Below are 26514 nucleotides of genomic sequence, written 5' to 3'. Positions count from 1 at the left end.
CACGCTAGCCCCGCGAACCGGTCGACCACGACGTTTCGCCCTCGGCGAGGTTGGGTACCGTCAAGACCTCATAACCGTGCGACCACGGTTTTTTCGGGGATACTGGAACCCGAGCCGATCCGGGCCCGCGCCCGGATCGGTGGTATGCAGAAAGGAAGCTCGAGTCGTGGATGCGCGTTCGGCTGCGCTGGTCCGCGCCAATTTCCGGTCCGTCGTCGAAGCCCCGAACGGTCCGGAACGGCTGGTCAGCGCGTTCTACGGCCATATGTTCGGCGAGAACCCTCGGCTGCGGGAGCTGTTCCCGCCCGCCATGGACATGCAGCCCAAGCGCGTGATGACCGCCGTGCAGTTCGTGCTCGACCATCTCGAGGACTGGGACCGCGCCCAGCACTTCCTCGAACAGCTCGCCCGGGACCACCGCAAGTACGGTGTCGAGGCGGCACATTACGATATCGCCGGCCGCGCGATCGTGGCCGCGTTCCGCACCTATTGCGGGATCGGCGGCTGGTCCCGCGAACTCGAGGAGGGCTGGCGCGATATCGGCATCCTCATCTCCGCCTCGATGGCCATCGGCGCGAATTCCGATACCTCCCAGCCGTTCTGGGAGGCCACGGTGGTCGGGCACCGGCAGGTGCTGGAGGATCTGGCGATCGTGCGGCTGCAGTCCGAGACGCCGATTCCGTATCAGGCCGGACAGTACGTCCCGGTGTCGGTGCCGCAGCGGCCCAAGATGTGGCGGTACCTGTCGCCCGCGATTCCGACGAATCCCTACGGGGAGATCGAATTCCACGTCCGCAAGGTGGCGAACGGCTGGGTGAGCCCGGCCATCGTCGCCGAGACCGAGGTGGGCGACGTCTGGCAGATCGCCGGCCCGCTGGGCGGACTGCACGTGGACCGCGACAGCGGCACCGATGTGCTGATGATCGGCTCGGGCACCGGTATCGCGCCGCTGCGCGCCCAGCTCATCGAAATGGGCAGGCGCACAGACAATCCGCGGGTGCACTTCTTCATGGGCGGGCAGTATCCGTGCGATCTGTACGACGTGCAGAACATGTGGCAGCTCTCGCTGAGCAATCCGTGGCTGACCGTGATTCCGGTGTGCGAGAACGCTTCCAATCCGTGGTGGTATCCGCACCCCCCGGCCGATCCGCCGTTCGGCATGCACCGGCGGCTGATCGGTAATCTGGGTGCGGTGGTGGCCAGCTTCGGCTCCTGGTCGGATCGGCAGATCCAGATCGCCGGATCGGCCCGGATGATCGCCGCGACCACGCGAGCCCTGCTGGCGGTCGGCACGCCGGAATGGGCCATCACCGCGGATCCGGTGTGATCCGCGGCCGAGCTATTCGACCGCAGCACAAGGCAGTTCGACGAACAGGGATGGTGTATGACCCTCGGCCCCGATGAGACCGGCGAAATCCACCTCGGCGCGCCCACCGAATGGGCCGCGACGGTGGTCGGCCACCACCGCCTGCGGCACGACATCGCGGTGGTGCGGTTGATCGGTGATTATGTGCCCTTCGTCGCCGGGCAGTCGGTCGAGGTGCAGATTCCGCAGCACCCCGGGGTGCGGCGGCGGTTGTCGCCCGCCCTGGCGCCCTCGCGGGACGGCAAGTTGGAGTTCCATGTCCGGACCGTGCCGGGCGGGTGGTGCAGCGGCTCGATCGTCGCGGAGACCCAGCCGGGCGACGAATGGCGGATCACCGACCCCGCGGGCTGGCTGTCGGTCGACAACGACGCCACCGACGTGGTGATGCTGGCCGGCGGCACCGGCCTGGCGCCGCTGCGTTCGATCCTGCTGGAGATCTCGCGTCGCCCGGAACCGCCGCGCACCCATCTGTTCATCGGCGGCCGCTCCCCCCGCGACCTGTACGCCTCCGACATGCTCTACCTGCTGACCGGCGAATTGCCCTGGCTGACAGTCGTTCCCGTGGTCGAGAGCCCCGACGATCCGACCTGGGAAGACCCCTGGTACGAGGCTTGCAGGGTGGATGTGGGCTTCGACGTGGACGAGATGCTGGAGGGCACCCTGGCGGACGTCGTCGGCGAGATGGGCCCCCTGGAACACCATCAGATCCTGGTCTGCGGTTCCCCCGGCATGACCACCGCCACCGTCGACCGCCTGATCCAGACCGGCACCCCGGCGGAAGCCATTCGCTACGAAGGGGTTTGAACCCGGCTCGGGCACGCGAGACACACCCGCCCGCCTGGTTCCGCCGGCGCCGCACAACGCCGGCACCAGTTCGCGGCCCGTCTCGCCGGTCGGACGCGTGGCGGTGCGAGGAACGAGTACCGACACGGGGCCGAACGGTGAGACCAGGGGGCCGCGAACCCACCGGAACGGAGCGGAGGTCAGAGGTACGGATCGTGGCGGATGTTGGCGGCCGGGGTGCCCGCGGCCATCAGCCGGAATTTGGTGGTTTGCACCATCGATGGGGAGCCCGCGATCTGCACGTCGCGATCGGCCCACGGGCCGTACCCCGCCACGACGGCGCCGATCCGGCCGGTGCGGCGCGGGTCCAGGCCCGGCAGATCCGCCGAGGGCGCGTCGGAATCGAAGTACCACCAAGGGTTCTCGTCGCTTTCGACGATCGGGGTGACCGTCAGCCATTTGCCGGCCGCCGCCAACTGGCTCAGCGTCTCGAGGTCGTACAGATCGCACGGATGGTGCCCGCCGACGAACAGGTGCACTCGCGGATTGGACCGGCGACGTGACATCGCCACGAGTTGTGCTCGCAGCGGGGCGATTCCGGTTCCGCAGCCGATCATCAGCAGTTTGCGGCGGGTGTTTCGGGGCACCCCGAGCCCGCCCATCGGCGCGCTCAACAACCACCGGTCCCCGACGGCGGTGTGACCGACCAGCGCGGGGCTGACCCAGCCGCCGGTGCGGCCGCGCACGTGGAATTCGATCTCCCCCTCGGCATTCGAGGGAACGGCCGGGGACAGATACCGCCACATCCGCAGCCGGGACGGAATCTGCACGCTCAGGTACTGCCCCGCGGCGTAGTGCATCGGCTGATCCAGCCGCACCCGCACGACCGCCAGATCGTTCAGCACCCGGCGATGTTCGATCACGGTGCCGGCCCACACCGCGGGCGTGTCCCGGTCCCCCGCGCCCACGATCATGGTTCGCGTGATCAGGTCGACGCACTCCTGCCAGGCGTGCTCCGCCTCCTCGGTCCACAGCTCGGTGCCCGCATGGGCGCGTACCGATGTAATCAGCGATTTCCCCACGCAGGGATAGTGTTCCGGCTCGATGCCGTACTTGCGGTGATCACGCCCGAGCTGCGCGAGGAACGGCAGCAGCTCATCGGGCTCGTCCAGCCGGTCCACCACGTGGGCCAGGGCCTTGACCAGGCGCTCACGCTGGGTGTCGAGGGATGCGGGAAAGTACTCGCGCAGCTGCGGTTGCGCGGTGAACAAGATCGCATAGAACGATCTCGCCAATTTCTCATGCCCCGCCTCATCCGCAGCAACCGCTTTGAACGTCGTCCTGACCAATGCGGCGGCACGCGAATCCATCTGTCTCACACCCTCATTTCGCACTCGAATACGAGTCCGGCCACGAGTGACGCACCGTCCAGAAACCCGGCAGCAGCCGATGCGATCCGAGTGTATGCGAGGTTTGCCAGTGACGGACCGAACCGACCGAACATCCCGCATGTAATTCCCGCCGAACCTGCCCGGAGCCGGTCGGGACACCTCGAAACCAACCGTTTGCCCAGTAAATTCGGTCATTCCCCAGCGAATCAGCACTGGAACAACATGATTCGTTTTGAAAGACTCGATTGTGCAGCGATCTCTCTGCAATCGATCACCGGTCGATCCGAACGCTCCCGCAGGCTCGGATCAGCCATCCGGCAACATTCTCGCCACCTCACCGGCGATTCCGTCGGCGCTCCGTGCCGCGTGATACCGCCCGCGAGCACAGCACACCTCCCGCAACCCGAATCCGCGACGAGCGAGACGACAGCGGCCGATCACGTCGTCGAGCGGGATCGGCCGCTGCCGGAGACCGCCCGCGCTCAGGGCTTCTCGGGTAGGAATTCGGCGATCTCGCCGCGCGAGGTGATCCGAAGCTTCTGGAAGATGGTGCTCATCTGAGCATCGACCGTCCGGCGCGAGGTGCCGCGCCGCGCGGCGATGACGGAATTGGTGCATCCGGCGGCGGCCAGCCGCGCGACCGCCTGTTCGGCACGGGTGAGGTCGTACCACTCCCGGGGGAGGTCACGCTGTTCACCCGGCGGCGGCGGCAGATCGTCGATCGTCGAGGCGCCCATCGCGAGCCGGTGCACTTCCTGAAGCTCCGGCCGCATTGTCGCCCCGCGCTTTTCGGCATTCTCGAAAGCGCGCCGCCCCAGCACGTCTCGCGCCACGCGGACCGCTTCCGCGGCGATGTCGTCGAACGGGCCGAGCCTGCTGATCTCGACGCCGAGCCCGGCACGAAGTGTCCGCGCGCCCCCGGCGAGCAGGGCGATCTCGGTGGCCGAGGTCATACTGTTCCGCCCGGCCGCACGCGCCGCGCCGCTGCCGGCGATCAGGCGCGCCAACGACCAGGCCCGGAACTGCACGGCCCAGAGCGCGGCCCACTGCTCGCGGGAGGCAACCACGTTCGCCAGCACCGACCGTTGCAGCTCGAGCGCCTCTTCCGCGCGGCCGAGCCGGGTGAGCACGATCGACCAGGTCAGCTCCGCCCACAGCCTGGTCCACGAAATGCCCACGGTGGCAGTGTGTTCCAGATACCTGCGGGCGAGTTCGCGCGCTTGCTCGAGCGGTCCGAGCAGAACCGCCGCGAGCGCCGCGAACTGTTCGCTGGGAATCGCGCCGGAGGTGTTCCCGGCGCGAGCGAACTTCTCCCGGGCGCGATCGAGCACCGCGACCGCGACCGGATCCTTCCGGCTCAGGAAAAGCTCTACGCCCCAGGCGAAGTCGACCACAGCGGGCAGGCCGAGATCGTGATCGGGTTCCCGGCGCCAGTCGCCGGCCGGCTCCGGCGCACATTCCCGGACGCATTCGTCGAGGAGCCGCTCGGCATCACCGGTCTGCCCCTGGCACAACAGAATCCACACCAGCAACGACATCGCGGTCACCCGCAGCTCGCCGGCCCGCGGCGAGGCGGCGGCGCCGGCGGTCGCGGCGAGCGCGCGCTCGGTCCACAGCCGCATCTCCCGGAACGAACCCTTGAAGAACGGCAACCGCAGAATCAGCAGGCCGACGCAGATCTCCAGCCCCTGCGCGGCGTCGCCGCCCGGTGCGAGGCTGCGGTCCAGCGCGATGACGATATTGTTCCAGGCTGCCATCGCCCAGGCCAGCAGCTCGCGTTCGGCCGGTCCGAAGTAGCTGGCGGCCGCGTGTAATACCTTGTCGCGGTAGTAGTTACGGTGCCGCTCGACACACCGCGCGGCTTCGTCCATACCGTGCGCCGACCGCTCGCGCAATCGTTGCTGCGCGTAGACCCGGAGATTCTCCGACAGCGAATAGGTCACCACCGCGGCACCGATGTGCCGGGACACCAGCGACTGGTCGGCCAGCCGCTCCAGCGCCGCCTCGATCTCGCCTGCGCCGAGACGGATCGGGCCGGCGTGCGATCCGGATTCCGCGGCGGGTCCGGCCGCTTCCGGATCGGCGCATACCGCGCGGATCGCCTCCAGATCCGTGCCGACGTCGAAGGTCACCGCGCTGTTCGGGGTGGTGTCGTATCCGGTGGCGAAGACGGCCATCCGGTCGAAGAGCAGCTTCTCCTTCTCCCCGCACAGATCGTAGGACCAGCTCACGACGTCGTTGATGCTGCGATGACGTGCCTCGGCGCCCAGCGCCGGGCCGGGGATCCAGTCCAACCGCCGGTCCGCACCCGAATCGGCGTCCAATTGCCGGGCGATCTGCGCCAGCGGCTGACGTACCAGCCGTCCGGCCGCGAGCCGGATGTACAGCGGGTGGTGGTCCATCTGCCGGCAGATCCGCACGGCGAGCGCGCGCTCCTCGGCACTCACGACCGGATGACCGGTCAGCTCGGCGCGGCGGCGGAACAGCTCCAGCGCCTGGTCGGCGGACAGCGGCGGCACCTCGAACCGGTACTCGTCGACCCAATCGATGGCCTCCCGGCTGGTCGCCAGGACGCGCAATCGCGGGATCGCCGTGAGCAGCCGGGTGACGACCCGCCCGACACCGGGCAGGACGTGCTCGCAGTTGTCCAGCACGAGCAGCGGCCGAGACCGGCCGCCGCGATCGGCGCCGGTCAGTGTGGCGACGAGCGCGTCCCACCGGCGCCGGCCCGAGAAGTCGGTGGTCACAACGGATCTGGCGATCTCCTCGGCCACGGTCTCCGCATCGCTGCGCGCGGGCAGATGGGCCAGCCGCGCCCAGTACACCGGCGTGTCCCGCAACCGCTCGCACGCCTCGGTGGCGAGCCTGGTCTTCCCGATTCCGCCGGGCCCGAGCAGCGTGACCAACCGGGTATTGCGCAGCAGCAGGGTGATGAGGGCGTCCACATCCGATCGGCGTCCGACGAAGTCGTCCGCCGACACCGTGGTATCGAACTCGTCGCGGGGCCGTGCCGACATGTTCACGACAATAGCCATCGACCGCGCCGATCAGCTCGGCATTCGCCGACGGCTACCCGAAACCCGAGCGCCACAACGATTATCGCGGATCACCCGGACGAGACCGGCTTCGCGGCAATGTGCCGCGCCGTCGACGGCGCGCCCGGCGCGACGCCCGTCCGGAACGGCCGGGACGGCGGAAAGACGACCGGCAGCGCGGCCAGTGCTCGATGAAAGGGACCGGGCCGCCAGGCGAGCGCGTCGGGCGCGACGCCGAGCTGGATGTCCGGCAGCGCGTCCAGCAGCTGATCCACCCCGTCCTGCGCGATCAGGTACGCCGCCTGACGCGCGGGGCAGGCGTGCGGGCCCGCGCCCCACGCGAGATGGGACCGGTTGCCGATGTGGTCGCCGCCGGCGCTGATCGACGGGTCGTTGTTGCAGGCGGCGATGCTGATCACCACCGGCTGGTGCGCGGGTAGCCAGACGTCCTCGATCAGGATCGGGTGACGCGGGTAGGTCATGCAGAAATTCGCGATCGGCGGATCGGTGAACAGCACCTCGTCCAGAGCGTCGCGGGTCGGCAGGCTACCGCCCAGGACCGCACCGAATCCCTGCTCGCCCAGGGCCGCCAGCAGGGTGTTGGCGATGAGGTTGAGCGTGGGTTCGACGCCGGCCCCGTAGAGCGGGACCAGTTGTTCGACGACCTCGCGATCGTCGAGTCCGGCGGGGTGACGGATCAATCGGGTCGTGATGTCCTCGCCCGGCTCGCGATGCTTGTGCGCGACCAGTTCGCTCAACGCCTCGATCAGCATCGCATTGCCGTGGGCGGCGTCGTTCCCCTCGAACATCGCCATGATTCCGGCCGCGACGCGCTGCCCGATGTCCGCCGAGCAGCCCAGCATGGTGTTGATCACCTGGAAGGCCAGCGGAGTCGCGTACTGACCGAGCAGGTCGGCCGTCCCGTCCTCGCAGAAGCCGTTGATCAGGGCGATGGCGATGTCCTCGACGACGGCGTGCAACCCGTGCAGATCGACGGCCGCGATGGCGGCGACATTGGCCTGGCGGTACCGCAGGTGTTCACTGCCCGCACTGCGGATGGCGTTGGGCCGCCACTCGAGCATCGGGCGTACCGGGCACCCCGCCGGGATGTTCTGCTGCCACCTGCGCGGATCGGCCGGGAAATGTTCCGGGTCGTGGAGGATGCGGACCGCCGCCCGGTAACCGATCACCAGGGTCGCGGGAACGCCCTCGGCCAGTTCCACCGGAACCAGCGGACCGTAGTTTTCGCGCATGCTCCGATAACTCGCGTGCGGATCGGCGGCGAACTCGGGCGCGTACAGCGCCACTCGCCGACCGTCGACGGCGGTCGGGGAATCGGTCATAGCGGCCTCAGTTCGATCGTGGTCCGGTCGTGCAGATCCACGACGACACGGGCGGTCCCCCGGTCGTCGGCGCGGACCTGGCGGTCGTTGGCGCCGTGCGCGGTGTAGATCCGACCCGGCTGCAGCCGGTCCAGAGCGAGCGCGAAGCGTCCGGGTCGCAGGCCGGGCCACAGCACGGCGTCCAGAGCTGCGCCGTCGGTGACCGCCCGAGCGACCACGACATCGGGATGCGGCACCTCGCGAATGCGCGGACCCGCGGACCAGCCGGCCGGGCGCGGGGTCGACAGCATATCGGTGAAGGCGAACGGGCGGCCGAGTCCGGCCAGCCCGAGCATGCCGTTGGCGTGCACCGACGCGGCGCGGAAATCCCTTACGCCGGGCCGGTTTCCGGATTCACCGAACCCCAGCTGATCGCCCGCGGCGCGCCACAGTTCCGCATGCCAGTCCGGCTCGCCGATCTCCTGGGCCAGCAACATGGCCCCGGCGAGGGATTCCGCGTTCGTCGCGGTGCGCGAACCCCAGTCCTCGGCCGTCGGGGATTCGGTACCGGCCGAACCGGGTTCGAGGTAGCGGCCGGTCTCCAGCCAATCCCTGCGCAGGATTTCCCATGCGCGCCAAGCGAGTTCGGGCAGCAGCGGCGCGAGGAACGCCGCGATGCTCGCGGTGGTGGTCGGGCCGCGGAAGCCGCGCGCGGTGAGTCCCAGGCCGGACACCAGGAAGGTGACGATATCGCCGTCGGCAGCGGTGAATTCGGCCTCGAGCGCGCGTCGCAGTCGCGGCGCGAGTTCGGCCGCGTGGCCGGTGCCGCACAGCGCGTCCGAGACCGCGACGCCGGCCGCGCTCACCGCGTTGCAGTAGGGGAAGACCAGACCCCGGGTGCGTGATCTGCCGATCGGCAGTGGTTCGCACGGCCACAGGCACAGTTCCCCGCCGAAGTTCCGCACGACGATCGCATTGATCGCGTCGCGGCCGTAGGCCACCGACCGATCCGGCGACCAGCGGAACTCCAGAGCGTCCGGGTCGCGGTAGCGCGGGTCGCCGGTGGCCTGCTCGAACATGCCGAGCTGCAGATTCAGGTATCCGGTGAACATGATGTTCTGCGGGACATCGATCGGATCCCCGCGACGGCGCCGGAAGTCCCAGTTGCCCAACAGGTTCTCCCGGTACCAGTAGCCCCAGACCTCGGGGCGCCGCATCCGGTCGAGCAGATTGCACTGGGCGAGGTGCAGCGGCCCGGCCAGGGCCGGGGTGTGCGCGTAGGTGTACATCGACAGCGCCCAGCCCAGTGCGTTCAGCTGATAACGGTACTGCTGCAGCGGGCCGGGCCCTTCCTCGTCGAAGCCGTCCCAGACCTGCGGCGGCTGCATGGCGATGCTGAGCAGGTGCCGGACCAGGGCCAGCTGGTCCGGAGTCGCCTCCGATACCGTCGGCGCCGCGCGCTCGGGACGCAACGGGACCGGGTTGGTGCGCGCCGCGGTGTGCCTCTCCCGCAGATATCGCTCCCGCTGCGCCCCGAGACGCCGGGCGGCGCGGTGCCGGACCAGTTCCCGGATCGAGCCCGCCGCGATACCGCCGAGGGCGATGCCCAGTGCGGCCCACCCGAACCAGGCCAGCGGGCCGGGCATGTCGCCGTGGTACCGGGCGAGCGCCGCGCCCACCACCGCGGCCACCACCACGATCGCGGGCAGCGTCACATAGTCCGAGCGCGCGATGCACCGGAACAGGTACGCCCAGCCGGAGGCCACCAGAACCCCGGCGAACGCCACGAGGTGTCCGGCGCCGACGACAGCGGCCGGCGCCATCGAAACCCCCAGGGCCAGTACTACTCCGAGCCCCACGACAGCCGCGGCCGCCGGTATCGGATGCCGGCGCAGCGCCCAGCCGGCGGCCGCGATCTCGGCAGCGATCAGCACGGCGTGCCCCGTGACCATGGCCGTACCGAAGTGATGATCCAGCGGCGGCATCGCGACCAGCAGCCCCGCACCGGGCACGATCAGCCCCGCCCCGAAGGCACGCCATGGCAGCGATGCCCCCAGCACCGCCGGGCCGACGGCCGCGGCCACCCACACCGCGACGGCCACGAGTACGGTGCGCACGAACCACCGCGCGGTCGCCGGACCGCGCAGACGAGAAGAAACGGCAGTGCCGTCCGTCGAGTTCACCGAGCCACCCCGCCGGGAACGATCAGATGACGCGCCACGCCGACCTCCGCTGGTACGACACGGATCGACCGAGAAGCGTTGCGGCCCCGCACCATTCGCCACACCCGCTGGGCTTCGGGTCCCAGCAGCAGCAGTCCGCCCAGTAAGAGACAACACACCACGGCAGGCGTACCTCCTCGACGGATCGGCTCATCTCGTCCGGAAGTAAGCGTGATTACCTAAGTAACCGCCCGCACATCGGTAAGCTCCACCGACCCGGCGCGATGCGCACGCCGAATGTCGCTGTGGGGTAACGGATGTCAGAAGCCGGGCACGCGCTGCCGAAGCCGGAGCACGCCTATCGGGCGGCACCGGATACGCCTGTCCGGCGCTGCCGCAACGGAATTGGAGACCGGTGCCGCACGAGAGTGTCCACACCAACCGATCGAACCTCGGCGGCGGCGCGATCGGGGGCCGCCCGGCGAGCCCGGACGGTACTCCTACACCTGCACGATGGTGTTGTAGATGTTCTGGGCGTCGGCCATGCGGGTGCCGCGAGAGGAGCCCGAGCTGCGCTCGTAGTACTGGTCGAATGCGGCGGCCGCGGCTTCCGCGGAGTTGGCGGCCTTGAGCTGGGCCAGGGCGCCGGATTCGTTGCCGTTGAGTTCGGACATCAGGAAGTCCAGCTGGGTGTTCAGATCGGAGGCCGAGGTGTGTCTGGACGCGGCGAACGCCCGCAGGGCCGACAGGCGTCCGCCTTCCCACTGGGACAGTCCCAGGGCGCCCTCGCCGGAGTTCCACGCGCTGGTGTCGAAGCTGGACTCGACCTGCATATTGCCCAGGATGCCCGCGATCTGCGCGGAGGTCAGTCCCATCTTCGTACCGGGGCCGTAGTGCTGGTAGAGGTAGTCGTAGATCTGTTTCGCGGTGGCCTTCACGCCGCCGGACAGGTCCTGAGGGTTGGCTGCGGCGACGTTCTGCGTCCAGTTGCCGGTGCGGAAGGTTCGGCTGCCGTCCGAATTGGTGGTCACCGTCGGAGGTGACTGCGCGGCGATCTGGGCGGCCTTCTTCTGGATCTGCGTATTGGCTTCCTTCAGATCCTTGTGAATCTCGTCGACCGTGTTCGCGCACGCTGTGAGCATCGGGCCCTCGAGCGCTATCAGGCTCTTCGGGTCGTCCTTGGGCAGGCTCACGTTCAGCTGGCCCTGCAACCAGTTGATCTTTTCGATGATCTTGTCGGCCGTGCTGTCGGCGATGCCCGCGGTATCTCCAGTGTGGTCGCCGACGTAGTGGTCGAAACCGGCCAGGTCCGTTTTGACCTGCTTCACCTGTTCGGAATGACTGTCGTACGCGGCGACCATCTTGGAGGTGTTCGAGGTGTCGGTCAGCGATTTGCCGTCCTTGCCCACATCGGCCCGCAGCAGCTCGGAGTAATCCGGAGCGGTGGAGGGGTCGCCGTTGCCGGTCAGATCGACACACGTCTGGGCGTACTGCCATACGGCGTCGACGGCCGCGGCCAGCCCCGGCGAGGCGTTTGCCGGCGCGGTGAGCTTGGGCACCTCACGAAAATGCTGGTCGCCCACCTCACATCACCCAGCCTTCCTGAGCACCCTTGTCCACCCTCAACTATGCCGCCCTCCCAATGCTGGGAGCACGCGTACGAAAACAGCGCCCCTGTGGTCAGGGGCGCTGTCCGGTGTTCGTATTTCGCGGTCTAACGCCGCTTGTTGCGCGGCTGCCAGACCACCAGGGCGGTACTGCGTTGCGGCGGACTCAGATCGGGGCGGTAACCCGAGCGCAGGCGTTCCACCTCTTCGGTGAGTTCGCCGACGCGCTGCTGTAACGCCTCGACCTGGTTGGTGAGCTCGATGATGCGTTTGATGCCCGCCAGGTTGACGCCCTCGTCCTGGGAGAGGCGCTGCACCTCGCGGAGCAGTTCCACATCCCGGTTCGAGTAGCGCCGGCCACCGCCCGAGGTGCGATGGGGGGTGACCAGACCCAGCCGGTCGTAGGTGCGCAGCGTCTGCGCGTGCATACCGGCCAGCTGGGCGGCAACCGAGATCACGAAGTACTCGGCGGTTGCTCCACCACGGCCGCTACCGGGTGGTTGTGGGGACGGAGCCCCTGCCTGACCGGACGTCATACTTACGCACCTGCCCATCCAGCTCGCGGGTCGAACCCACCGGCCTTCTCCGCCTCCGCGTAGCGCCGCAGCGCCTCGGAGGCCTCGTCGTCCAGCTTCGGCGGAACCGCGACCTTGACCGTCACCAGCAGATCGCCCGCACCGCCGGAGCGCTTGGGCACACCGCGCCCACGCACTCTCAGGGTACGGCCGTCGGCGGTGCCCGCGGGCACCTTCACTCCGACGCGCCCGTCCAGCGTGGGCACGGACACCGTTGTGCCCAATACCAATTCGCTGTAGCTGACCGGCAGCACCAGGGTCAGGTCGTCGCCGTTGCGGCCGAAGACCTTGTCGTTGCTGACGTGCACGGTCACGAACAGATCGCCCGCGGGAGCACCGCGCAGACCCGCCTCGCCCTGACCGGCCAAGCGAATTCGCTGACCGTCCCGCACACCAGGCGGAATCCGCACCGTGATGGTGCGGGTCCGGTTCTGGATGCCGGTACCGCGGCAGTCCACGCACGGATTGTCGATGATCGAACCCGTGCCGCGGCAGTCGTCGCACGGTTCGCTGAATCCGAACGCGCCCTGGTTCCGGCTGATCACGCCGGTTCCGTTGCAGTGCGGGCAGACTCGCGGACTCGTGCCGGGCTTCGCGCCGCTGCCGTGACACGTGGTACACGGCGACGGACTGGTCATCCGCAGCGGAACGGTGACACCCTGCGCGGCCTCACGGAAGCCGAGATTCGTCTCGGTCTCCACATCGCTGCCGCGCCGCGGCCGCGTCGAGGTGCGCGTCGCGCCGCCGGGTCCGCGGTTGAACAGGCCGCCGAGGATGTCACCCAGACCGCCGTCCGCGGAACCCGCCGCGCCGCCGAAGATGTCGCCCAGGTTGAATTCGTTGAATCCGCCCTGTCCGTAACCACCACCGGGTGAGAAGCCGCCGCGACCGAAACCGCCGTTGGCGAACAGCCGCCGGGCCTCGTCGTACTCCGCGCGCTTCTCCGGATCGGACAGCACGGCATGCGCCTCGCTGACGGCCTTGAACCGCTCCTCGGCCTTGGTATCACCCGGATTCTTGTCCGGATGCAGGTCCCGGGCCAGTTTGCGATAGGCCTTCTTGATCTCGTCCTGGGTGGCGCCGGAGGAAATACCCAGCTCCTTGTAGAAGTCCTTCTCGAGCCACTCACGATTCACCAGGCATCTCCTCCTTTCTGATCAGCTCGAATGTGCGTTTCTCAATGGTCGTCGTCATCGGTGCCAGCGTTTCCTGTCACCAGATCTGTTACCCCGTCGGTCACTCCGACAAGCGCGTGCCGCAGCACCCGGTCACCGAAGCGATACCCCTTGCGCATGACGACACCGATCACCGGATCGTGGCCCTCGCCCTCGTGCTGCACGGCCTCGTGCAACGTCGGGTCGAACGCCTCGCCCTCCGCGCCGAACTGCTCGAGTCCCTGCTTCTGCAGCGCCTCGGAAAGCTTGTCCGCCACGGACTTCAGCGGCCCGGACTCCAGGTCGCCGTGTGCGCGGGCACGATCCAGATCGTCCAGCACGCCGAGCAGTTCGGTGACCACCGACGCCTTGGCGGTATCGATCGCGGCCTTGCGGTCGCGTTCGGTGCGCCGCCGGTAGTTGGCGTACTCGGCGGTCAGACGCTGCAGATCGGCTGTGCGCTCGGCCAATTCGGCATGCACCGGGTCGGCCTGCGCGTCGGCGCCGGCCGCGGGTTCCGGCCCACCCTCGGCCGCGGCGTCCTGCGACGCCGCGGCCTGGCGAACCTCACCAGTGACCGGATCGACCTTGCGGTTGTCCACGATCGTGACCGGTTCGGATTCCGAATTGTTCTCCGTCACTTCTTCTCCGGCTCTTCCACGACCTCCGCGTCGACGACCGTGTCATCGGAGCCGGGAGCAGCACCGTCACCCGATGCCGAGGCATCGGCGGCCGACGCCTCGTAGATCGCCTGACCCAGGGCCTGCGACTCGGTGGCAAGCTTCTCCACCGCGGTCTTGATGGCCGCGATGTCGGTGCCCTTGAGCGCCTCGTTCGCGTCGGCGATGGCCGACTCGACCTTGCCCTTGACATCCGCGGGCACCTTGTCCTCGTTGTCCTTGATGAACTTCTCGGTCTGGTGCACCAGGGATTCGGCCTGGTTGCGGGTCTCGGCCTCCTCGCGACGCGCCTTGTCCTCGGCCGCGTGCGCCTCGGCGTCCTTGACCATCCGGTCGATCTCCTCCTTGGACAGGCCGGAGCCGTCCTGGATCTTGATCGTGTTCTCCTTGCCGGTGCCCTTGTCCTTCGCGGTCACGTGGACGATGCCGTTCGCGTCGATGTCGAAGGTGACCTCGATCTGCGGCACGCCGCGCGGGGCCGGCGGGATGCCGGTCAGCTCGAAGGAGCCGAGCAGCTTGTTGTGCGAGGCGATCTCGCGCTCACCCTGGAAGACCTGGATCTGCACCGAGGGCTGGTTGTCGTCCGCGGTGGTGAAGGTCTCCGACCGCTTGGTCGGGATCGTGGTGTTGCGCTCGATGAGCTTGGTCATCACGCCGCCCTTGGTCTCGATGCCCAGCGACAGCGGGGTCACATCGAGCAGCAGGACGTCCTTGACCTCACCCTTGAGCACACCGGCCTGCAGGGCGGCGCCGACGGCGACGACCTCGTCCGGGTTCACGCCCTTGTTGGGCTCCTTGCCGCCGGTCAGTTCCTTGACCAGCTCGGAGACCGCGGGCATACGGGTCGAGCCACCGACCAGCACGACGTGATCGATGTCCTTGACCGAGATCCCGGCATCCTTGATCACGGACTGGAACGGCTGACGGGTGCGGTCCAGCAGATCGGAGGTGATCTTCTGGAACTCCGAACGGGTCAGCTGCTCGTCCAGGAACAGCGGGTTCTTGTCCGCGTCGACGGTGATGTAGGGCAGGTTGATCGAGGTGCTCTGCGAGGAGCTCAGCTCGATCTTGGCCTTCTCCGCGGCCTCACGCAGCCGCTGCATCGCCATCTTGTCCTTGGTCAGGTCGATGCTGTTGCTGGACTTGAACTTGTCGACCAGCCACTGCACGACGCGCTCGTCCCAGTCGTCACCACCGAGGTGGTTGTCGCCGGACGTGGCGCGGACCTCGACGACGCCCTCGCCGATCTCCAGCAGCGAGACGTCGAAGGTGCCGCCACCGAGGTCGAAGACCAGGATGGTCTGTTCCTTGTCACCCTTGTCCAGACCGTACGCCAGCGCGGCCGCGGTGGGCTCGTTGACGATGCGCAGCACGTTCAGGCCGGCGATCTGACCGGCCTCCTTGGTGGCCTGACGCTGGGCGTCCTCGAAGTACGCCGGGACGGTGATGACCGCGTCGGTGATCTCCTCACCGAGGTAGGCCTCCGCGTCGCGCTTGAGCTTCATCAGCACGCGGGCGCTGATCTCCTGCGGGGTGTACTTCTTGCTGTCGATGTCCACGGTCCAGTCGGTGCCGATGTGGCGCTTGACCGAGCGGATGGTGCGATCGACGTTGGTGACGGCCTGGTTCTTCGCAGGCTGGCCGACCAGCACCTCACCGTTCTTCGCGAACGCGACGATCGACGGAGTGGTCCGCGATCCCTCCGAGTTGGCGACGACGACCGGTTCGCCGCCTTCGAGAACGGCGACGACAGAGTTCGTGGTCCCGAGGTCGATACCGACCGCACGAGCCATTGTGTTCCTCCTATATGACGTACCTGTATGTGGCGATGCAGGGCAGACGCCTGCCGCGGCTGCCTGGCGGCAACCACCGGACCTCACCCCGACACCGCCTGGAGCACGGTCCTCAGCAACACTGAGCGTGGTCGACTCAATCCTGCATCCACTCGGGGTCCGAGTCAACCGAGAACTTGAGTCCTGCACGCTCAACTTTGCGTCGATCAGGTCAACCAACGGCCCGTCGCATGCATTCCCGGCCGCTCGAGATTTTTTCCGTACCGGCCGATTCACCGGAACCGCCTGCTCAGCGCGGTTGTCCCGACGCTCGCGCCAGCGGGCGGCCCCGGACCTCCGGTTCGGCGACCCGGACCGGCGGACGGACCCGGACAGCGCGGAGCCCGGCCGCACGACCGCGCGACGTCGATCGTGTGGCCGGGACAACAGCGGCGCTATCCGGCCGCGGCGAGAACTTCGTCGGCGAGATCGTCGTCCAGGGTGACCCGGACCAGCGCGGCGGCGAATTCGGCGTCGTGGCCCGAGGGGCTCAGGCGATCCAGGCTCGCGGCATCACCGGGCAGGCCCAGGCGTTCGGCGCCCCGCCGGGCGCGGTCGTCGAAATGCGGCCGCACCCAGGTCCAGACGTCCTGGATCTCGCGCAGGAAGATGTCGGCTCCGGTCGGCCCGATGCCCTCGAACTGCTGCAACAGCTCGGCCAGCCGGGCCGGATCGCCGTCGGCCTCCCGGGCCAGCCGGCGCAGATCGCCGTGATATCGCTCGAGCAGCAGCCTGGCGTTGGCGCTGAGGCGGGTGGCGGTGGATTCGTCGTACCGCTTGTAGTGGCCGCGGCCGAGCGCGTCGACGAGGTCCTGCCAGCCGGCATCGGCGACGTGCTGCGGGGTGGTGTAACCGGAGGAGATCAGCTCACGGGTGGCGCCCAGCGCGATCTCCGCGGAAATGGGATGGCTCAGCAACTCCGCGAGCATCAGCAGTTGGAACAGTGGAGCGGGCTTGTCCGCCGGGGTGATCCCGGCCTGGCGCGCATAGCTGGTGCCCGCACGATCCAGCAATTCGCGCACGATATCCGTTCGGCTCATCTCGCACCTGCCTTCCTGTCGCGGGTCGGCATACCCGGTCCCCGGATGCTCACCCGTCACCCGCGCGATCAGTCGTGCGGCCGCTCCAACATCGGAAAGCGGCCCGAGTCGAGCAGGGCCGCGACCGCGTCCCGGCGCGCCTCGGGCGCGGCGTAGTCCGGATGCGCGCGGAATACGGCAGCGGCGTCGTGCAGGCGAACCATCTGCTGTTCGGCCTCCGCGGCGGTGCGACCACCCGGGGTGACCGGGTGGGCGGCCAGGGCCGGTCGGCGCGGGTCGACCCGGCCGAGTTCGACGGCCTTGCCGACCCGGCGGGCACATCGGCACGGCGCTTTCGGATTCACCACACCGCAGGTCGAGTTCAGGAACTCGCCCAGGCGTTTGCGGGCGCGCTCGACCCGCTTGCGGAACGCGGCCGGTGAGGTGCCGAGAATCCACGCCGCCTCGGCCGAGCCGAGTTCGAACACCTCGTGCAGCACGAAGGCGACGCGTTCGTCGCGGCTCAGGCACTGCAACATGCCCTGGCTGCAGGACAGCCGGACCTCGCGGGTCAGTACGGTCGCCTCCGGGCCGCGGTAATCCTGTTCGGCCAGGCCGTCGCGCAGCCCGGTGGCGAATTCGTCCAGCGAGAGCTGCACGCGCTCCTGCGGGCTGCGGCGGCGCAGATTCGTCAGATAGTTCACTCCGATGCGATACGACCAGGTCAGCAGCCTGGCCTCGGCGCGCCAGGTGCCGAGATTGCCGACGACCCGCAGCAGGATCTCCTGGGTGGCGTCCTCGGCGTCCGCCGGCCGCCCGGTCATCCGCAGCGCCAACCGGTACAGCGGGTCCTGCAGCAGCCGGATCACCTCGGTCAGCGCGGCGCGATCCCCGGTCACGGCCCGCGCGACCAGGTCCGCCTCGCCGGGGTCCGGTGTGAACGGCGCTGCCGTCGATACGATCTCCACGTCACCATGGTTCGGCGGATCGAACGGTCACGCAAGCACGCCGGACCCCGGGGCCTCGCATCACATCCGGTGCGTTCGCGAACGCACCGGCTCAATCGGCGACCTGCCCCACCGCGACGGCTTCGGACAGGCGGTGCTCGCGGAGCCATCGCGCGACGGCCTTGCCGATCGCCTCGGGTTGATCCTCGGGCGCGTGATGTCCCGCCGGGCCGATACCGACCGTCTCGATATCGGCGAATGTCCGTGCGGCCCAATCGATTGTGTCGCTCCCGCCCATACCGATGCCGTTCTCGACCGCCATCAGCAGTTTCGGCATGCCCGGGGTCTCGGCCATGGCACGGCCGTAGTCGTTCATCGCCGCGGCGACGTCCGCGGGCTCGCCGTCGAACGGAATCTCCCTGGGCCACACCAGCATCGGTCGCCGGGACTCGGGCGTCGGGTAGGGCGCGCGGTAGACGTCCAGATCGGCCGGGGTCAGGCTCTTCGCGCCGAAGGGCAGGTTGAATTCGATGAACATGTTCTCCTGCAAGACCATTCGCTCACCCTCCGGCGAACGGAAGCGGCGGAACAGGTCCGCACCCTGCTCCGGCATCTCCGCCCAGCTCAGCGGGCGCAGGAAAGTCTCGACCAAGGCGATCCCGCGGACTCGTCCGGGAAGGCGCGCCGCGCGATCCATGGCCAGCGCCCCGCCCCAGTCGTGCCCGACGAGTACGACCTGGTCCAGCCCCAGCGCGTCGAACCAGGCGTCCAGATAGCGCGCGTGGTCGGCGAACCGGTATGCGATATCGGGCTTACCCGACTCTCCCATCCCGATCAGGTCCGGAGCCAGCGCCCGCACCGCACCGCCGACATGCGGAATCACGTTGCGCCACAGGTACGAAGACGTGGGGTTGCCGTGCAGGAAAACCACCGGCGCGCCGTCGCCGGTGTCGGTGTAGTTCATGAACGAGTCGAGAACGTCGATGACAGGCATCGCGGATCCTTCCGGTAGAAGTGCTTACACCGGGTTGGACACGTCCCTCGCACCGCTGTGACAGTCCGGATCAGTGATGTACATCACATCAGAGCAGCCGGTGCGATGCCGGGCCGTTCACGGCCGAGCCTTGGCGATGTACAGCGGCTCGCCGGTGAGATCGACCATCAGATATCCGCCGTGCGCCCCCTGGGTGTAGATGGTGACCGCGGGCTGCTTCTCCTGGCCGAGCGTCGTTCGATCGATGCTGACGTGGCTGATCCGCGAGTCGGGAGCGCCGACCGACCGGGGCGCACCGGCCAGCAGTGCCGCCAGTTTCGAGACGTCCAGCTTGCCGAGATCGATCGGTTGCAGATCCGGATCCCGGCTGCTGGTCGTCCAGGTGTCGAACGTCCCTCGGTACGAGGCTCTTTCGGACTTGGAGCGATCGTGCGCGGCCGGGCGCTCGATCGACGCGCTGTCCGGCTGCAAGGTGATCTCGTCCGCGAGCAGATCGCCGAAGTGGTCGCGATAGGCGGCGATGAACGCCTCGACTCCCGCCGCGGTCGTCATATCCGGCGGCTTGTGGCTCGCGCCGAGTCCGCCGTCGCTGCTGACCCAGCCGCAGAACATGCCGATCAGCGCGGCGGCCACCACCACCGCGGTCGCCGGTATCCAGCGCCGGGAGGACCGCCGCCGGGCCGGGCTGGCGACCGGCGTGTCGACCAGGTTCGCCGGAATCTGCAGATCGTCGACGACGGCGTCCAACTCGGCGAAGGTGCGCGCCCGCATCGCCGAACGGGTGCGTTCGGCATGCTCGGCCTCGGTCAACTGACCGTCGGCCGATGCGGCGTCGAGCACCGCGCAAGCATCCACGCGATCCGAATCACGCACGCGCAGTGCGCCGTTCGCGGTTCGAGCCGACGATCCGGTGCGCCCGGACGACGCGGAACGGGAGTTCTCCATCAGCTGCGCCTAACCGCCGAAGGGATGCACGCGGATGAGCTGCCCGGCGGGCGAGACCTCGAGGTATCCGCTCTCGTTGAACTTGTTGCCGACGTAGATATCGATCGTCGGCACCTCGGTGATGCTGTCGATATCCATGATGATGTGACTGACGCCGCCGCCCTGGACCTTCGTCATCGCGACGGCGCGACCGATCAGATCCCCCAGCGCGGCAGCGTTCACCGTGGCCAGGTCGAAAACCGGTATGTCCTTGCGCCGGGAGGTAGGCGCGCTGGTGGCCAGGAATCCGCCTCGATAGTCGTAGGCGGTCATCCGGTTCGGCTCGGCGGCCGTGGTGCGCTCGATCGAGGCGAACTCCGGGAACAGACTCGCGTGGTCGACCACAGCGTCACCGAATTTCGCCTGATAGAGGCGCCGGAAATACTCGAACCCGGCGATGGTGGTCAGGTCGGGCGTCTGGATCACCAACGGCTGCACGGCCTTTGCCGCCGGAACCGATGCGGGCGGCGGTGCGGATCGATGGGTAAGCTGGAAACCGCCGACCGCCGCGACCACGGCGACGACCGCCACCGCACCCGCGAGCCAGGCCGGCCGCGACCGGGCCCGCGACCGCAGATCGATCGGCGCGGGCGCGGGCTGCTGCAGATCTTCGGTGAGTCCGGCCAGATCGCCCAGGGTCCTGGCCTCGGCGGTCAGCTCGGTGAGAGTTCGATGTTCCTCGGCCGAGAGTTGCCCGTCGGCCAGCGCCGCGTCCAGGGCTCGGCAGCTCAGATCGCGATCCTCGTCGCGGGCCCGGATGCGGCCCGGATAACAGCCGATCCGGTGCGCCGGATTCGGCGGCGGCGGTTCGGACCAGCCCGCCACGCCCGCCGGGGTCTGCAGATCCGCCACCAGCCCGCGCAGCTGCCCGATCGTCTCGGCGGTCTCGGCGCGGTCGGAGCGGTCGTGATATTCCGCGGCCCCGAGCTGGCCCTCCTCGTACGCGGCGTCCAGCAGGCCGCGGGCGCGCACCCGATCCATATCGCGAGCTCGCATACTCTCGGCGGCCGTCTTCGATGTTTCCGGTATATCGGACGATCGCGAGCTCACCCCTGGATGTTAGAACGTCGACGACCTGCACCGGGGCGGGTTCGACCGGCTCGGAGGATTCCGACGAACACCGGTCCCGCACCGGCCGCGCGCCGGTCACCGGACGGCAACCCAGGACGCGGCGTCGCTCGAGGGTGGCGGGCGTCCCGCGGGCGAAGCAGCGGGATCGAGCGGCTCCGAGGATTCCGACGAACACCGGTCCCGCACCGGCCGCGCGCCGGTCACCGGACGGCAACCCGGGACGCGGCGTCGCTCGAGGGTGGCGGGCGTCCCGCGGGCGAGGCAGCGGGATCGAGCGGCTCCCAGCATTCCGACTGACACCGGTCACCGGACGGCGCCCCGGGACGCGCGATCGCTCGAGGTGAGGCGGCGTCCCGAGGCATCCGGCCACCCGCTGCAAGCGCCCGAGTGTGCCGACGGGTGCGGCGAAGTCGATGCCGCCCTCGGTGACCGCGCGGTACGGTTCGGGTATGAAGGCGGTGGTCTGTTCCGAGGGCGAGCTCGAAGTCGCCGAAGTGCCCGCACCCGAACCCGGTCCGGGCCAGGCGCTGATCGCGGTGCGGCGATGCGGCATCTGCGGATCGGATCTGCACGCGCGGGTGCACTGCGACGAACTCGCGGATCTGGCCGTCGCCACCGGATACGACGGGTTCATGCGGTCCGATCAGCGAGTCGTGCTCGGGCACGAATTCTGCGGGGAGATAGTCGATTACGGGCGCGGCTGCCGCAAACGCTGGCGGCCCGGCACCCGGGTGGTCGCGCTGCCGATCCTGCGCACCGGCCGGCAGCCGCAACTGACCGGACTGTCCGAGGCCGCGCCCGGCGGTTATGCCGAACAGGTCCTGGTGCAGGAATCGATGACGTTCCCGGTGCCGGACGGCCTCTCCGACGAGTTGGCCGCGCTCACCGAACCCATGGCAGTGGCCTGGCACGCGGTGCGCCGCAGCCGCATCGGCAGGAAGCAGACCGCATTCGTGATCGGTTGCGGCCCAATCGGTCTCGCGGTTATCTCGATGCTGAAGGCGGCGGGCGTGCGAACCGTCGTCGCGAGCGATTTCTCCCCGCGCCGCCGCGAGCTGGCCGCGCGCTGCGGAGCGGACGCGGTGGTCGATCCCGCCCTCGAACAGCCCTGGACCGCGGGTCCGCGCACCGGCCGGATCGAGGGCGTCACCGATATCCTCAACCTCGGTTTCGACGCCATGGAGAAATTGCGCCGCGTCCCGAATCTGCCCTGGTGGTACCTGTTCCGGATGTCGCACACCCTGGGCCTGGACCCCGCCGGTCCGGTGGTGTTCGAATGCGTCGGCGTGCCGGGCATGATCGAGCAGATCGTCACGGCCGCACCGCCGCGCTCGCGGATCGTCGTCGTCGGTGTCTGCATGCAGACCGACCACTTCCGCCCCGCCATGGCCATCAACAAGGAACTCGACCTGCGCTTCGCCTTCGGCTACGACCCCGGTGAATTCCGCGACACGCTGCACATGATCGCCGAGGGCAAGGTCGATCCCGCACCCCTGATCACCGGGACCGTCGGCCTGGACGGCGTCGAGGGCGCGTTCGCCGCTCTCGCCCACCCGGACGAGCACGCCAAGATCCTGATCGACCCCAGCGCTTCGTGAGCGTGTTCGGAACGTTCTCCCGCCGACCAGACGAAACAACGCTCGGCACATGCGAGTTGCGCGCCCGACACAGCACCCGACCGCGCCGATCGGCGCTCGCGGGCGCGCGAGCGGTACGCCCGGTAGGGCTGGCAGTTCACTGGGGTAGCGCGATGCGTATCCGGTGCGCGCATCGCCCGGTGAACCGACGAAACACTGCTCAGCACACGCGAGTTGCTCGTCCAACCCGGGTCGGACACACCCCGACCACGCCCACCAGCGCTCGCGGGCCCTGCGAATTGCGGGCCCGGTTGAGCCGCTGATTCACCGGGGTAGCGATACGTATGCGGTGCACGCATCGCCCGGTGACGCGACGAAATAGTGCTCGACACAAGCCAGTTGCGCGCTCGACACCGAATCGGACATCAGCCGACCGCGCCGATCGGCGCTCGCGGGCGTGCGAGTGGTACGCCCGGTAGGGCGGGTGGTTCAGCGGGGTGGAGCGATTCGGGCGAAGGGAGTGGTGGGCGGGTCCTGGAGCAGGTCGAGGAGGCCCTCGGCGCTTCGGGTCGCGGTGCGGCAGGCGTTGGCGGTGAATTGGTCCGACAGGGGATGGGCGGCGCGGGCGCGCCATTTGCGGATAGCGGACAGGGCTCGGTCGCGCAGTTGGGCGGCGGTCGCGTCCGGGCCGAGGCCGAGGCGAAGGTGAGCGGCGACGCCGGTGCCGCCGATCAGGCGGTGCAATTCGGTGAGATCGTCTGGGGACAAAGGCAATTCGTCGGTACGGAGGTGGCCGAGGAGACGCAGTTCGGCGAAGCCGTGGACGTCCGCGAGCAGCGTGCGGACGCGCGGCAGGAGTTGATCGGCCGCCGTGCCGGAGTGGGCGGTCAGCACGCGAGCCAGTCCGGTGAGGGCCGAATGCGCCTTCAATTGGTCTGCGCGCTGGGCGAATTGGACGTCCAGCACGGTGCGCAGTTCGTCCAGGCCACTTCGCGCGGTCAATTCCGTTGCCAAAGTGGAGGAGTCGCGCACCCCGAGTCGAATCAGGGTGACCGCCAGCCGAATCCCGAACAATCCGAATCGTGCGGCCAGATGGGCACGCAGCGCGGGCGCCACGGGTAGCGGCAGGTCGGGGCGGGCGAATCGGTCCGCGGACAGCAGGGCGAGGCCGAGATCGTCCACCGGAACGGCGGCCAATGCCTCGAAGGCGTCGAATTCGCGCTGGCGCAGCGTGGCCGCGGCGAACGCGAGCAGCCCGGCGACCGGAATGACCTCCTGGCACAAGCCCGTTCGCTCCAGCTCACCGGCGAATCGGGACGCCACGTCGCGCGCGGAGTGCAGGGCATCGATGCGGCCGGATCCGATCTCGTCGGCGCGCGAGACAACGCCGATCACGCCGAGCGGGCCGTGTTCACCCGTGCCGATCTGCTCCAGGAAACCGATATCCGCGGCGTCGAGGCGGCGCAGCAGATAGACCACGGCGTCCGCGGCGGGCAGCGCGTCGTCGGCCGGCTCGTCGGCGAGCAGCCGCTCGGTGCGGCGCGAGACCGCTCGCGACAGCGAGGAGATGCCCGGCGTGTCGATGATCGTCGTGCGTGCCAGCGTCGCGGCGGGCCACTCGACCGCGAGATGGTCGACCTCGCGACGCGCGCCGCCGGGCCAGCGCAGCGCGGACAGGTCGAAGGTCAGGCCGTGCGCACCCGGCAGCCCGTCCGCGCCCGGCAGGCGGCGCACCACGACATCGGCACGGGCGCCGTCGGCCGACACCGCGTTAACCCGGGGCGGGGAACCGTGCCGGTACCACGTGACCATGCGCGTGCACTCGGTCGCGTCGGTCGGCGCGATGTCCTGTCCCACCAGGGCATTGAGCAACGTCGACTTGCCCGCCTTCAACTGGCCCGCCAACGCCACCCGCAACGGCTGGTCCAGCCGCCGCGCACAATCCTCGAGCAGCCCGGCCGGCCGCGGCTGCCCCGCGAACTCCCGTCGCGCGGCCGCGAGCAATGCCCTCGCCTCCGCCACGATGCCCTGCCGCGCGTCTCCGACCTCGTCGTTCACGCGGTCACAGTAACCAAGGCCGCTGTGAATTCGCTGCGACCCCGGCCGATCGTCCCGATCGGCAGCCCGGTGACGCGGCGTTCCACCTGGCCGGCGGCCCGCGGCTCGGGCTCTCACCCGACCGGCAGCATCGCGTCCGCGTACCGGCGCAGTTGCGCGACGGTTCGCAGTTGCTGTTCCAGTTCGGTGCAGCGGGCGGCGCGGCGGGCGTCCTCCATGCCGGCCGCGTCCTGGGCGGCCTGGAGTGAGTCGTTGATCGAGCGGAGGCTGCGATCGGCGATGCCGGTGAAATGGTCGCGCAGCAGGCGGTGGATGCGGTGCAGGCGGTCGCGGGACTGCTTACCGGCCTCGAAACTCACATCGTCGAGATAGCGGCGCACGGCCACCTTCGCCTCGCCCCGGCGGCGGGTCAGGCGTTCGCGCTTGTCATCGCGAAAAGCCTTGCCGCCCAATAGCACACCCGCTCCCAGTGAGAACGGATTGATCAGCGCGAGCCCGGCGACCGTACTGGCCAGGCCGATCATCACCATACCGCCGTAGGAGCCGCGCATGCCGACCAGGAGTTTGTGCACCGGTCCCAGATCGGGTTCCAGATCGGCGAGCGTCACCGATCCCGATCCCGTGTCCGCGAGGCTCGAGCCCTGGCGCAGAGCGGGCAGTTCCACGCTGCCGAATTCGAGGAAGTGCTCACCGACCCGCTCGGCCAGCTGGACCGCCCGCGCATGTGTCCACAGCAGGTTGTCGCCGATGGCGGTATCGGTCGTGGCGGTCAGCCACTCCTCGATACGGTCCCAGTGCCGCGCCGGATCGTTCTCATCGATCCAGTCCTCGGCGGTGCGGCCGATACTCCGGAGACGATCGCGCAGGTCGTGATCGATATCGCCGGTCAGATCGGTGATGCCGTCACCCAGGGTCTGCTGCCAGGAGGCGGTGCGCCGGTACAGTTCCTCGGCCTGGGCCCTGGCCGTACGCAGTTCGCGCACGGCCAGTTCGCCGCGTTCGGGATCCTTCAGCGCGACCAGTTCGCTGCCCAGGGTGAGTGCCAGATGTTCCGCGGCGGAGGAGATGTCGAGCGCGACGGCGCGACGGGTCGCCTCCTGTCCGCGCGCGACGACCTGTTCGCGCAGGAAATCGTAGAGTTCGCCGAAACCCGATTCGCGGCCGAGCTGTTCGTCCCGCAGCCGCAGGGCGTGGGTTCGCAACAGCGCGGACACTGGGAGGATCGGCACCTCGATCTCGTTGCGCCGCAGATGTTCCCGATCCGCGTCGAGCACCTGCCGCCAGTGCGGATACAGATCGGTCTTGCTCAGCAGCAGGGCCGTGGCCGGGCACAGTTCGGCGATCTGCCGCAGCAGATCGGCCTCGGGCTCGGTGAGTTCGGTGGACGCGTCCGAGATGACCAGCACCGCATCGGCCGCGGGCACCATCGCCAGAACCGCTGCCGCGCCGGAGATTCCGTGTCCTCCGGCGGCAGGGGTGTCCACCAGCACGATGCCCTCGGCGAGCAGCGGATTCGGCGTCCGAACCTCGATCCTTGCCGCGCGGCCGTGCGAATGCGGGGTGACAGCGTGGATTTCCGCGAGCGGCACCGGAACGCGCTGTTCCTGCGCTCTCCCGTCCGGACCGGCCAGAACGACCTCCGCCTGCGGCTGCGGTCCGTCGGCGAACACCAGCGGAACCGTGGTGGTGGCGTCGTCGCCCACCGGACTGATCTCGAGATTCAGCAGGGCGTTGACGAACTGGCTCTTGCCCTGATTCCCCATGCCCGCCACCACGATTCGGCGCCGCGGATCGCGCACCCGCTCGGCCAGCGTCTCCAGCCGGCCGACCAGGTCACCCCGATCCGCGGCCCGCGCGGCCGCGATCGTCTCAGCCAGCAGTGTCGGCAATGCCATCGCCGTTGCGCCGGACGACGATTCGTCCACCACCACAGTTCCCATCTCCGCTGTCCCTCTCC

The 26514-nt window shown here is 69.0% G+C and carries 19 protein-coding genes; 3 read left to right on the top strand and 16 right to left on the bottom strand.

Annotated elements, in window-relative coordinates; translation table 11 throughout:
• Positions 1-166: 166 nt before the first annotated feature.
• Positions 167-1327 (top strand): FAD-binding oxidoreductase, encoded by a 1161-nt coding sequence (locus tag AC5WS7_RS36785; RefSeq protein WP_495959265.1) that lies wholly within the window; start codon positions 167-169, stop codon positions 1325-1327.
• A gap of 57 nt (positions 1328-1384) precedes the next feature.
• Entirely contained in the window at positions 1385-2170 is a 786-nt protein-coding gene (locus tag AC5WS7_RS36780; RefSeq protein WP_495959264.1) for an FAD-binding oxidoreductase, read from the top strand.
• A 179-nt stretch (positions 2171-2349) separates the two neighbouring features.
• Here AC5WS7_RS36780 and AC5WS7_RS36775 read toward each other — a convergent pair whose 3' ends face one another.
• From AC5WS7_RS36775 to AC5WS7_RS36710, 14 genes are all read right to left on the bottom strand, one after another.
• Positions 2350-3519: a globin domain-containing protein gene (locus tag AC5WS7_RS36775; RefSeq protein ID WP_495959263.1), complete on the bottom strand. Its 1170-nt coding sequence runs from the start codon at positions 3517-3519 to the stop codon at positions 2350-2352.
• Positions 3520-4022: 503 nt separating this feature from the next.
• The gene (locus tag AC5WS7_RS36770; RefSeq protein ID WP_495959262.1) at positions 4023-6557 is read right to left on the bottom strand and encodes an ATP-binding protein; all 2535 of its coding nucleotides are present in this window, start codon (positions 6555-6557) and stop codon (positions 4023-4025) included.
• Between the two features lie 89 nt (positions 6558-6646).
• Positions 6647-7918, bottom strand: a complete 1272-nt coding sequence (locus tag AC5WS7_RS36765) for a cytochrome P450 family protein (protein ID WP_495959261.1) — start codon at positions 7916-7918, stop codon at positions 6647-6649.
• Positions 7915-10080 carry a linalool dehydratase/isomerase domain-containing protein gene (locus tag AC5WS7_RS36760; RefSeq protein WP_495959260.1) on the bottom strand — a complete coding sequence of 722 codons (2166 nt, stop codon included), beginning with the start codon at positions 10078-10080 and terminating at the stop codon, positions 7915-7917. Before AC5WS7_RS36760 ends, AC5WS7_RS36765 begins: the two co-directional genes overlap by 4 nt.
• Before the next feature lie 479 nt (positions 10081-10559).
• On the bottom strand, positions 10560-11642 hold the full coding sequence (locus tag AC5WS7_RS36755; protein WP_495959259.1) for a phage tail tip lysozyme: 1083 nt from the start codon (positions 11640-11642) through the stop codon (positions 10560-10562).
• Positions 11643-11773: 131 nt separating this feature from the next.
• Positions 11774-12220 carry a heat shock protein transcriptional repressor HspR gene (locus tag AC5WS7_RS36750; protein ID WP_495959258.1) on the bottom strand — a complete coding sequence of 149 codons (447 nt, stop codon included), beginning with the start codon at positions 12218-12220 and terminating at the stop codon, positions 11774-11776.
• Complete coding sequence (dnaJ, locus tag AC5WS7_RS36745) at positions 12205-13380, bottom strand: molecular chaperone DnaJ (protein WP_495959356.1); 1176 nt, start codon at positions 13378-13380, stop codon at positions 12205-12207. The genes AC5WS7_RS36750 and dnaJ overlap by 16 nt, the downstream gene beginning before the upstream one ends.
• 38 nt (positions 13381-13418) lie before the next feature.
• On the bottom strand, positions 13419-14036 hold the full coding sequence (gene grpE, locus AC5WS7_RS36740; protein ID WP_495959257.1) for a nucleotide exchange factor GrpE: 618 nt from the start codon (positions 14034-14036) through the stop codon (positions 13419-13421).
• A complete protein-coding gene (dnaK, locus tag AC5WS7_RS36735; protein ID WP_495959256.1) occupies positions 14033-15868 on the bottom strand; it encodes a molecular chaperone DnaK in 1836 nt (611 codons plus the stop codon). Before dnaK ends, grpE begins: the two co-directional genes overlap by 4 nt.
• Positions 15869-16302: 434 nt before the next feature.
• A complete protein-coding gene (locus tag AC5WS7_RS36730) occupies positions 16303-16947 on the bottom strand; it encodes an HhH-GDP family DNA glycosylase (protein ID WP_495959255.1) in 645 nt (214 codons plus the stop codon).
• Positions 16948-17015: 68 nt separating this feature from the next.
• Positions 17016-17894 carry an RNA polymerase sigma factor gene (locus AC5WS7_RS36725; protein WP_495959254.1) on the bottom strand — a complete coding sequence of 293 codons (879 nt, stop codon included), beginning with the start codon at positions 17892-17894 and terminating at the stop codon, positions 17016-17018.
• Positions 17895-17985: 91 nt separating this feature from the next.
• Positions 17986-18867, bottom strand: coding sequence for a haloalkane dehalogenase (locus AC5WS7_RS36720; protein ID WP_495959253.1), 882 nt, complete (start codon positions 18865-18867; stop codon positions 17986-17988).
• 117 nt (positions 18868-18984) lie between these two features.
• Positions 18985-19812 carry a DUF1707 SHOCT-like domain-containing protein gene (locus AC5WS7_RS36715; RefSeq protein ID WP_495959252.1) on the bottom strand — a complete coding sequence of 276 codons (828 nt, stop codon included), beginning with the start codon at positions 19810-19812 and terminating at the stop codon, positions 18985-18987.
• Between the two features lie 9 nt (positions 19813-19821).
• Complete coding sequence (locus AC5WS7_RS36710; RefSeq protein ID WP_495959251.1) at positions 19822-20901, bottom strand: DUF1707 SHOCT-like domain-containing protein; 1080 nt, start codon at positions 20899-20901, stop codon at positions 19822-19824.
• 470 nt (positions 20902-21371) lie between these two features.
• Here AC5WS7_RS36710 and AC5WS7_RS36705 point away from each other — a divergent pair, with 470 nt between their 5' ends.
• Positions 21372-22520 (top strand): zinc-binding dehydrogenase, encoded by a 1149-nt coding sequence (locus AC5WS7_RS36705; RefSeq protein ID WP_495959250.1) that lies wholly within the window; start codon positions 21372-21374, stop codon positions 22518-22520.
• Positions 22521-22988: 468 nt separating this feature from the next.
• Here the strand turns inward: AC5WS7_RS36705 and AC5WS7_RS36700 are convergent, their stop codons facing one another.
• Together AC5WS7_RS36700 and AC5WS7_RS36695 are read right to left on the bottom strand one after the other, a co-directional pair.
• Positions 22989-24557 (bottom strand): dynamin family protein, encoded by a 1569-nt coding sequence (locus AC5WS7_RS36700; protein WP_495959249.1) that lies wholly within the window; start codon positions 24555-24557, stop codon positions 22989-22991.
• A gap of 113 nt (positions 24558-24670) precedes the next feature.
• Positions 24671-26497 (bottom strand): dynamin family protein, encoded by a 1827-nt coding sequence (locus AC5WS7_RS36695; protein WP_495959248.1) that lies wholly within the window; start codon positions 26495-26497, stop codon positions 24671-24673.
• Positions 26498-26514: the final 17 nt, after the last annotated feature.

The organism is Nocardia sp. PLKS1-43 (assembly GCF_059510335.1).
Note: the sequence above shows the minus strand (reverse complement) of the source record. Positions and strands in the feature narration are given on the sequence as shown.

Coding starts and splice junctions, on each gene's coding strand:
- AC5WS7_RS36780 (WP_495959264.1), top strand. CDS start 1,385: ATGACCCTCGGCCCCGATGAGACCGGCGAAATCCACCTCGGCGCGCCC.
- AC5WS7_RS36775 (WP_495959263.1), bottom strand. CDS start 3,519: ATGGATTCGCGTGCCGCCGCATTGGTCAGGACGACGTTCAAAGCGGTT.
- AC5WS7_RS36770 (WP_495959262.1), bottom strand. CDS start 6,557: ATGTCGGCACGGCCCCGCGACGAGTTCGATACCACGGTGTCGGCGGAC.
- AC5WS7_RS36765 (WP_495959261.1), bottom strand. CDS start 7,918: ATGACCGATTCCCCGACCGCCGTCGACGGTCGGCGAGTGGCGCTGTAC.
- AC5WS7_RS36750 (WP_495959258.1), bottom strand. CDS start 12,220: ATGGGCAGGTGCGTAAGTATGACGTCCGGTCAGGCAGGGGCTCCGTCC.
- dnaK (WP_495959256.1), bottom strand. CDS start 15,868: ATGGCTCGTGCGGTCGGTATCGACCTCGGGACCACGAACTCTGTCGTC.
- AC5WS7_RS36730 (WP_495959255.1), bottom strand. CDS start 16,947: ATGAGCCGAACGGATATCGTGCGCGAATTGCTGGATCGTGCGGGCACC.
- AC5WS7_RS36720 (WP_495959253.1), bottom strand. CDS start 18,867: ATGCCTGTCATCGACGTTCTCGACTCGTTCATGAACTACACCGACACC.
- AC5WS7_RS36715 (WP_495959252.1), bottom strand. CDS start 19,812: ATGGAGAACTCCCGTTCCGCGTCGTCCGGGCGCACCGGATCGTCGGCT.
- AC5WS7_RS36705 (WP_495959250.1), top strand. CDS start 21,372: ATGAAGGCGGTGGTCTGTTCCGAGGGCGAGCTCGAAGTCGCCGAAGTG.
- AC5WS7_RS36695 (WP_495959248.1), bottom strand. CDS start 26,497: ATGGGAACTGTGGTGGTGGACGAATCGTCGTCCGGCGCAACGGCGATG.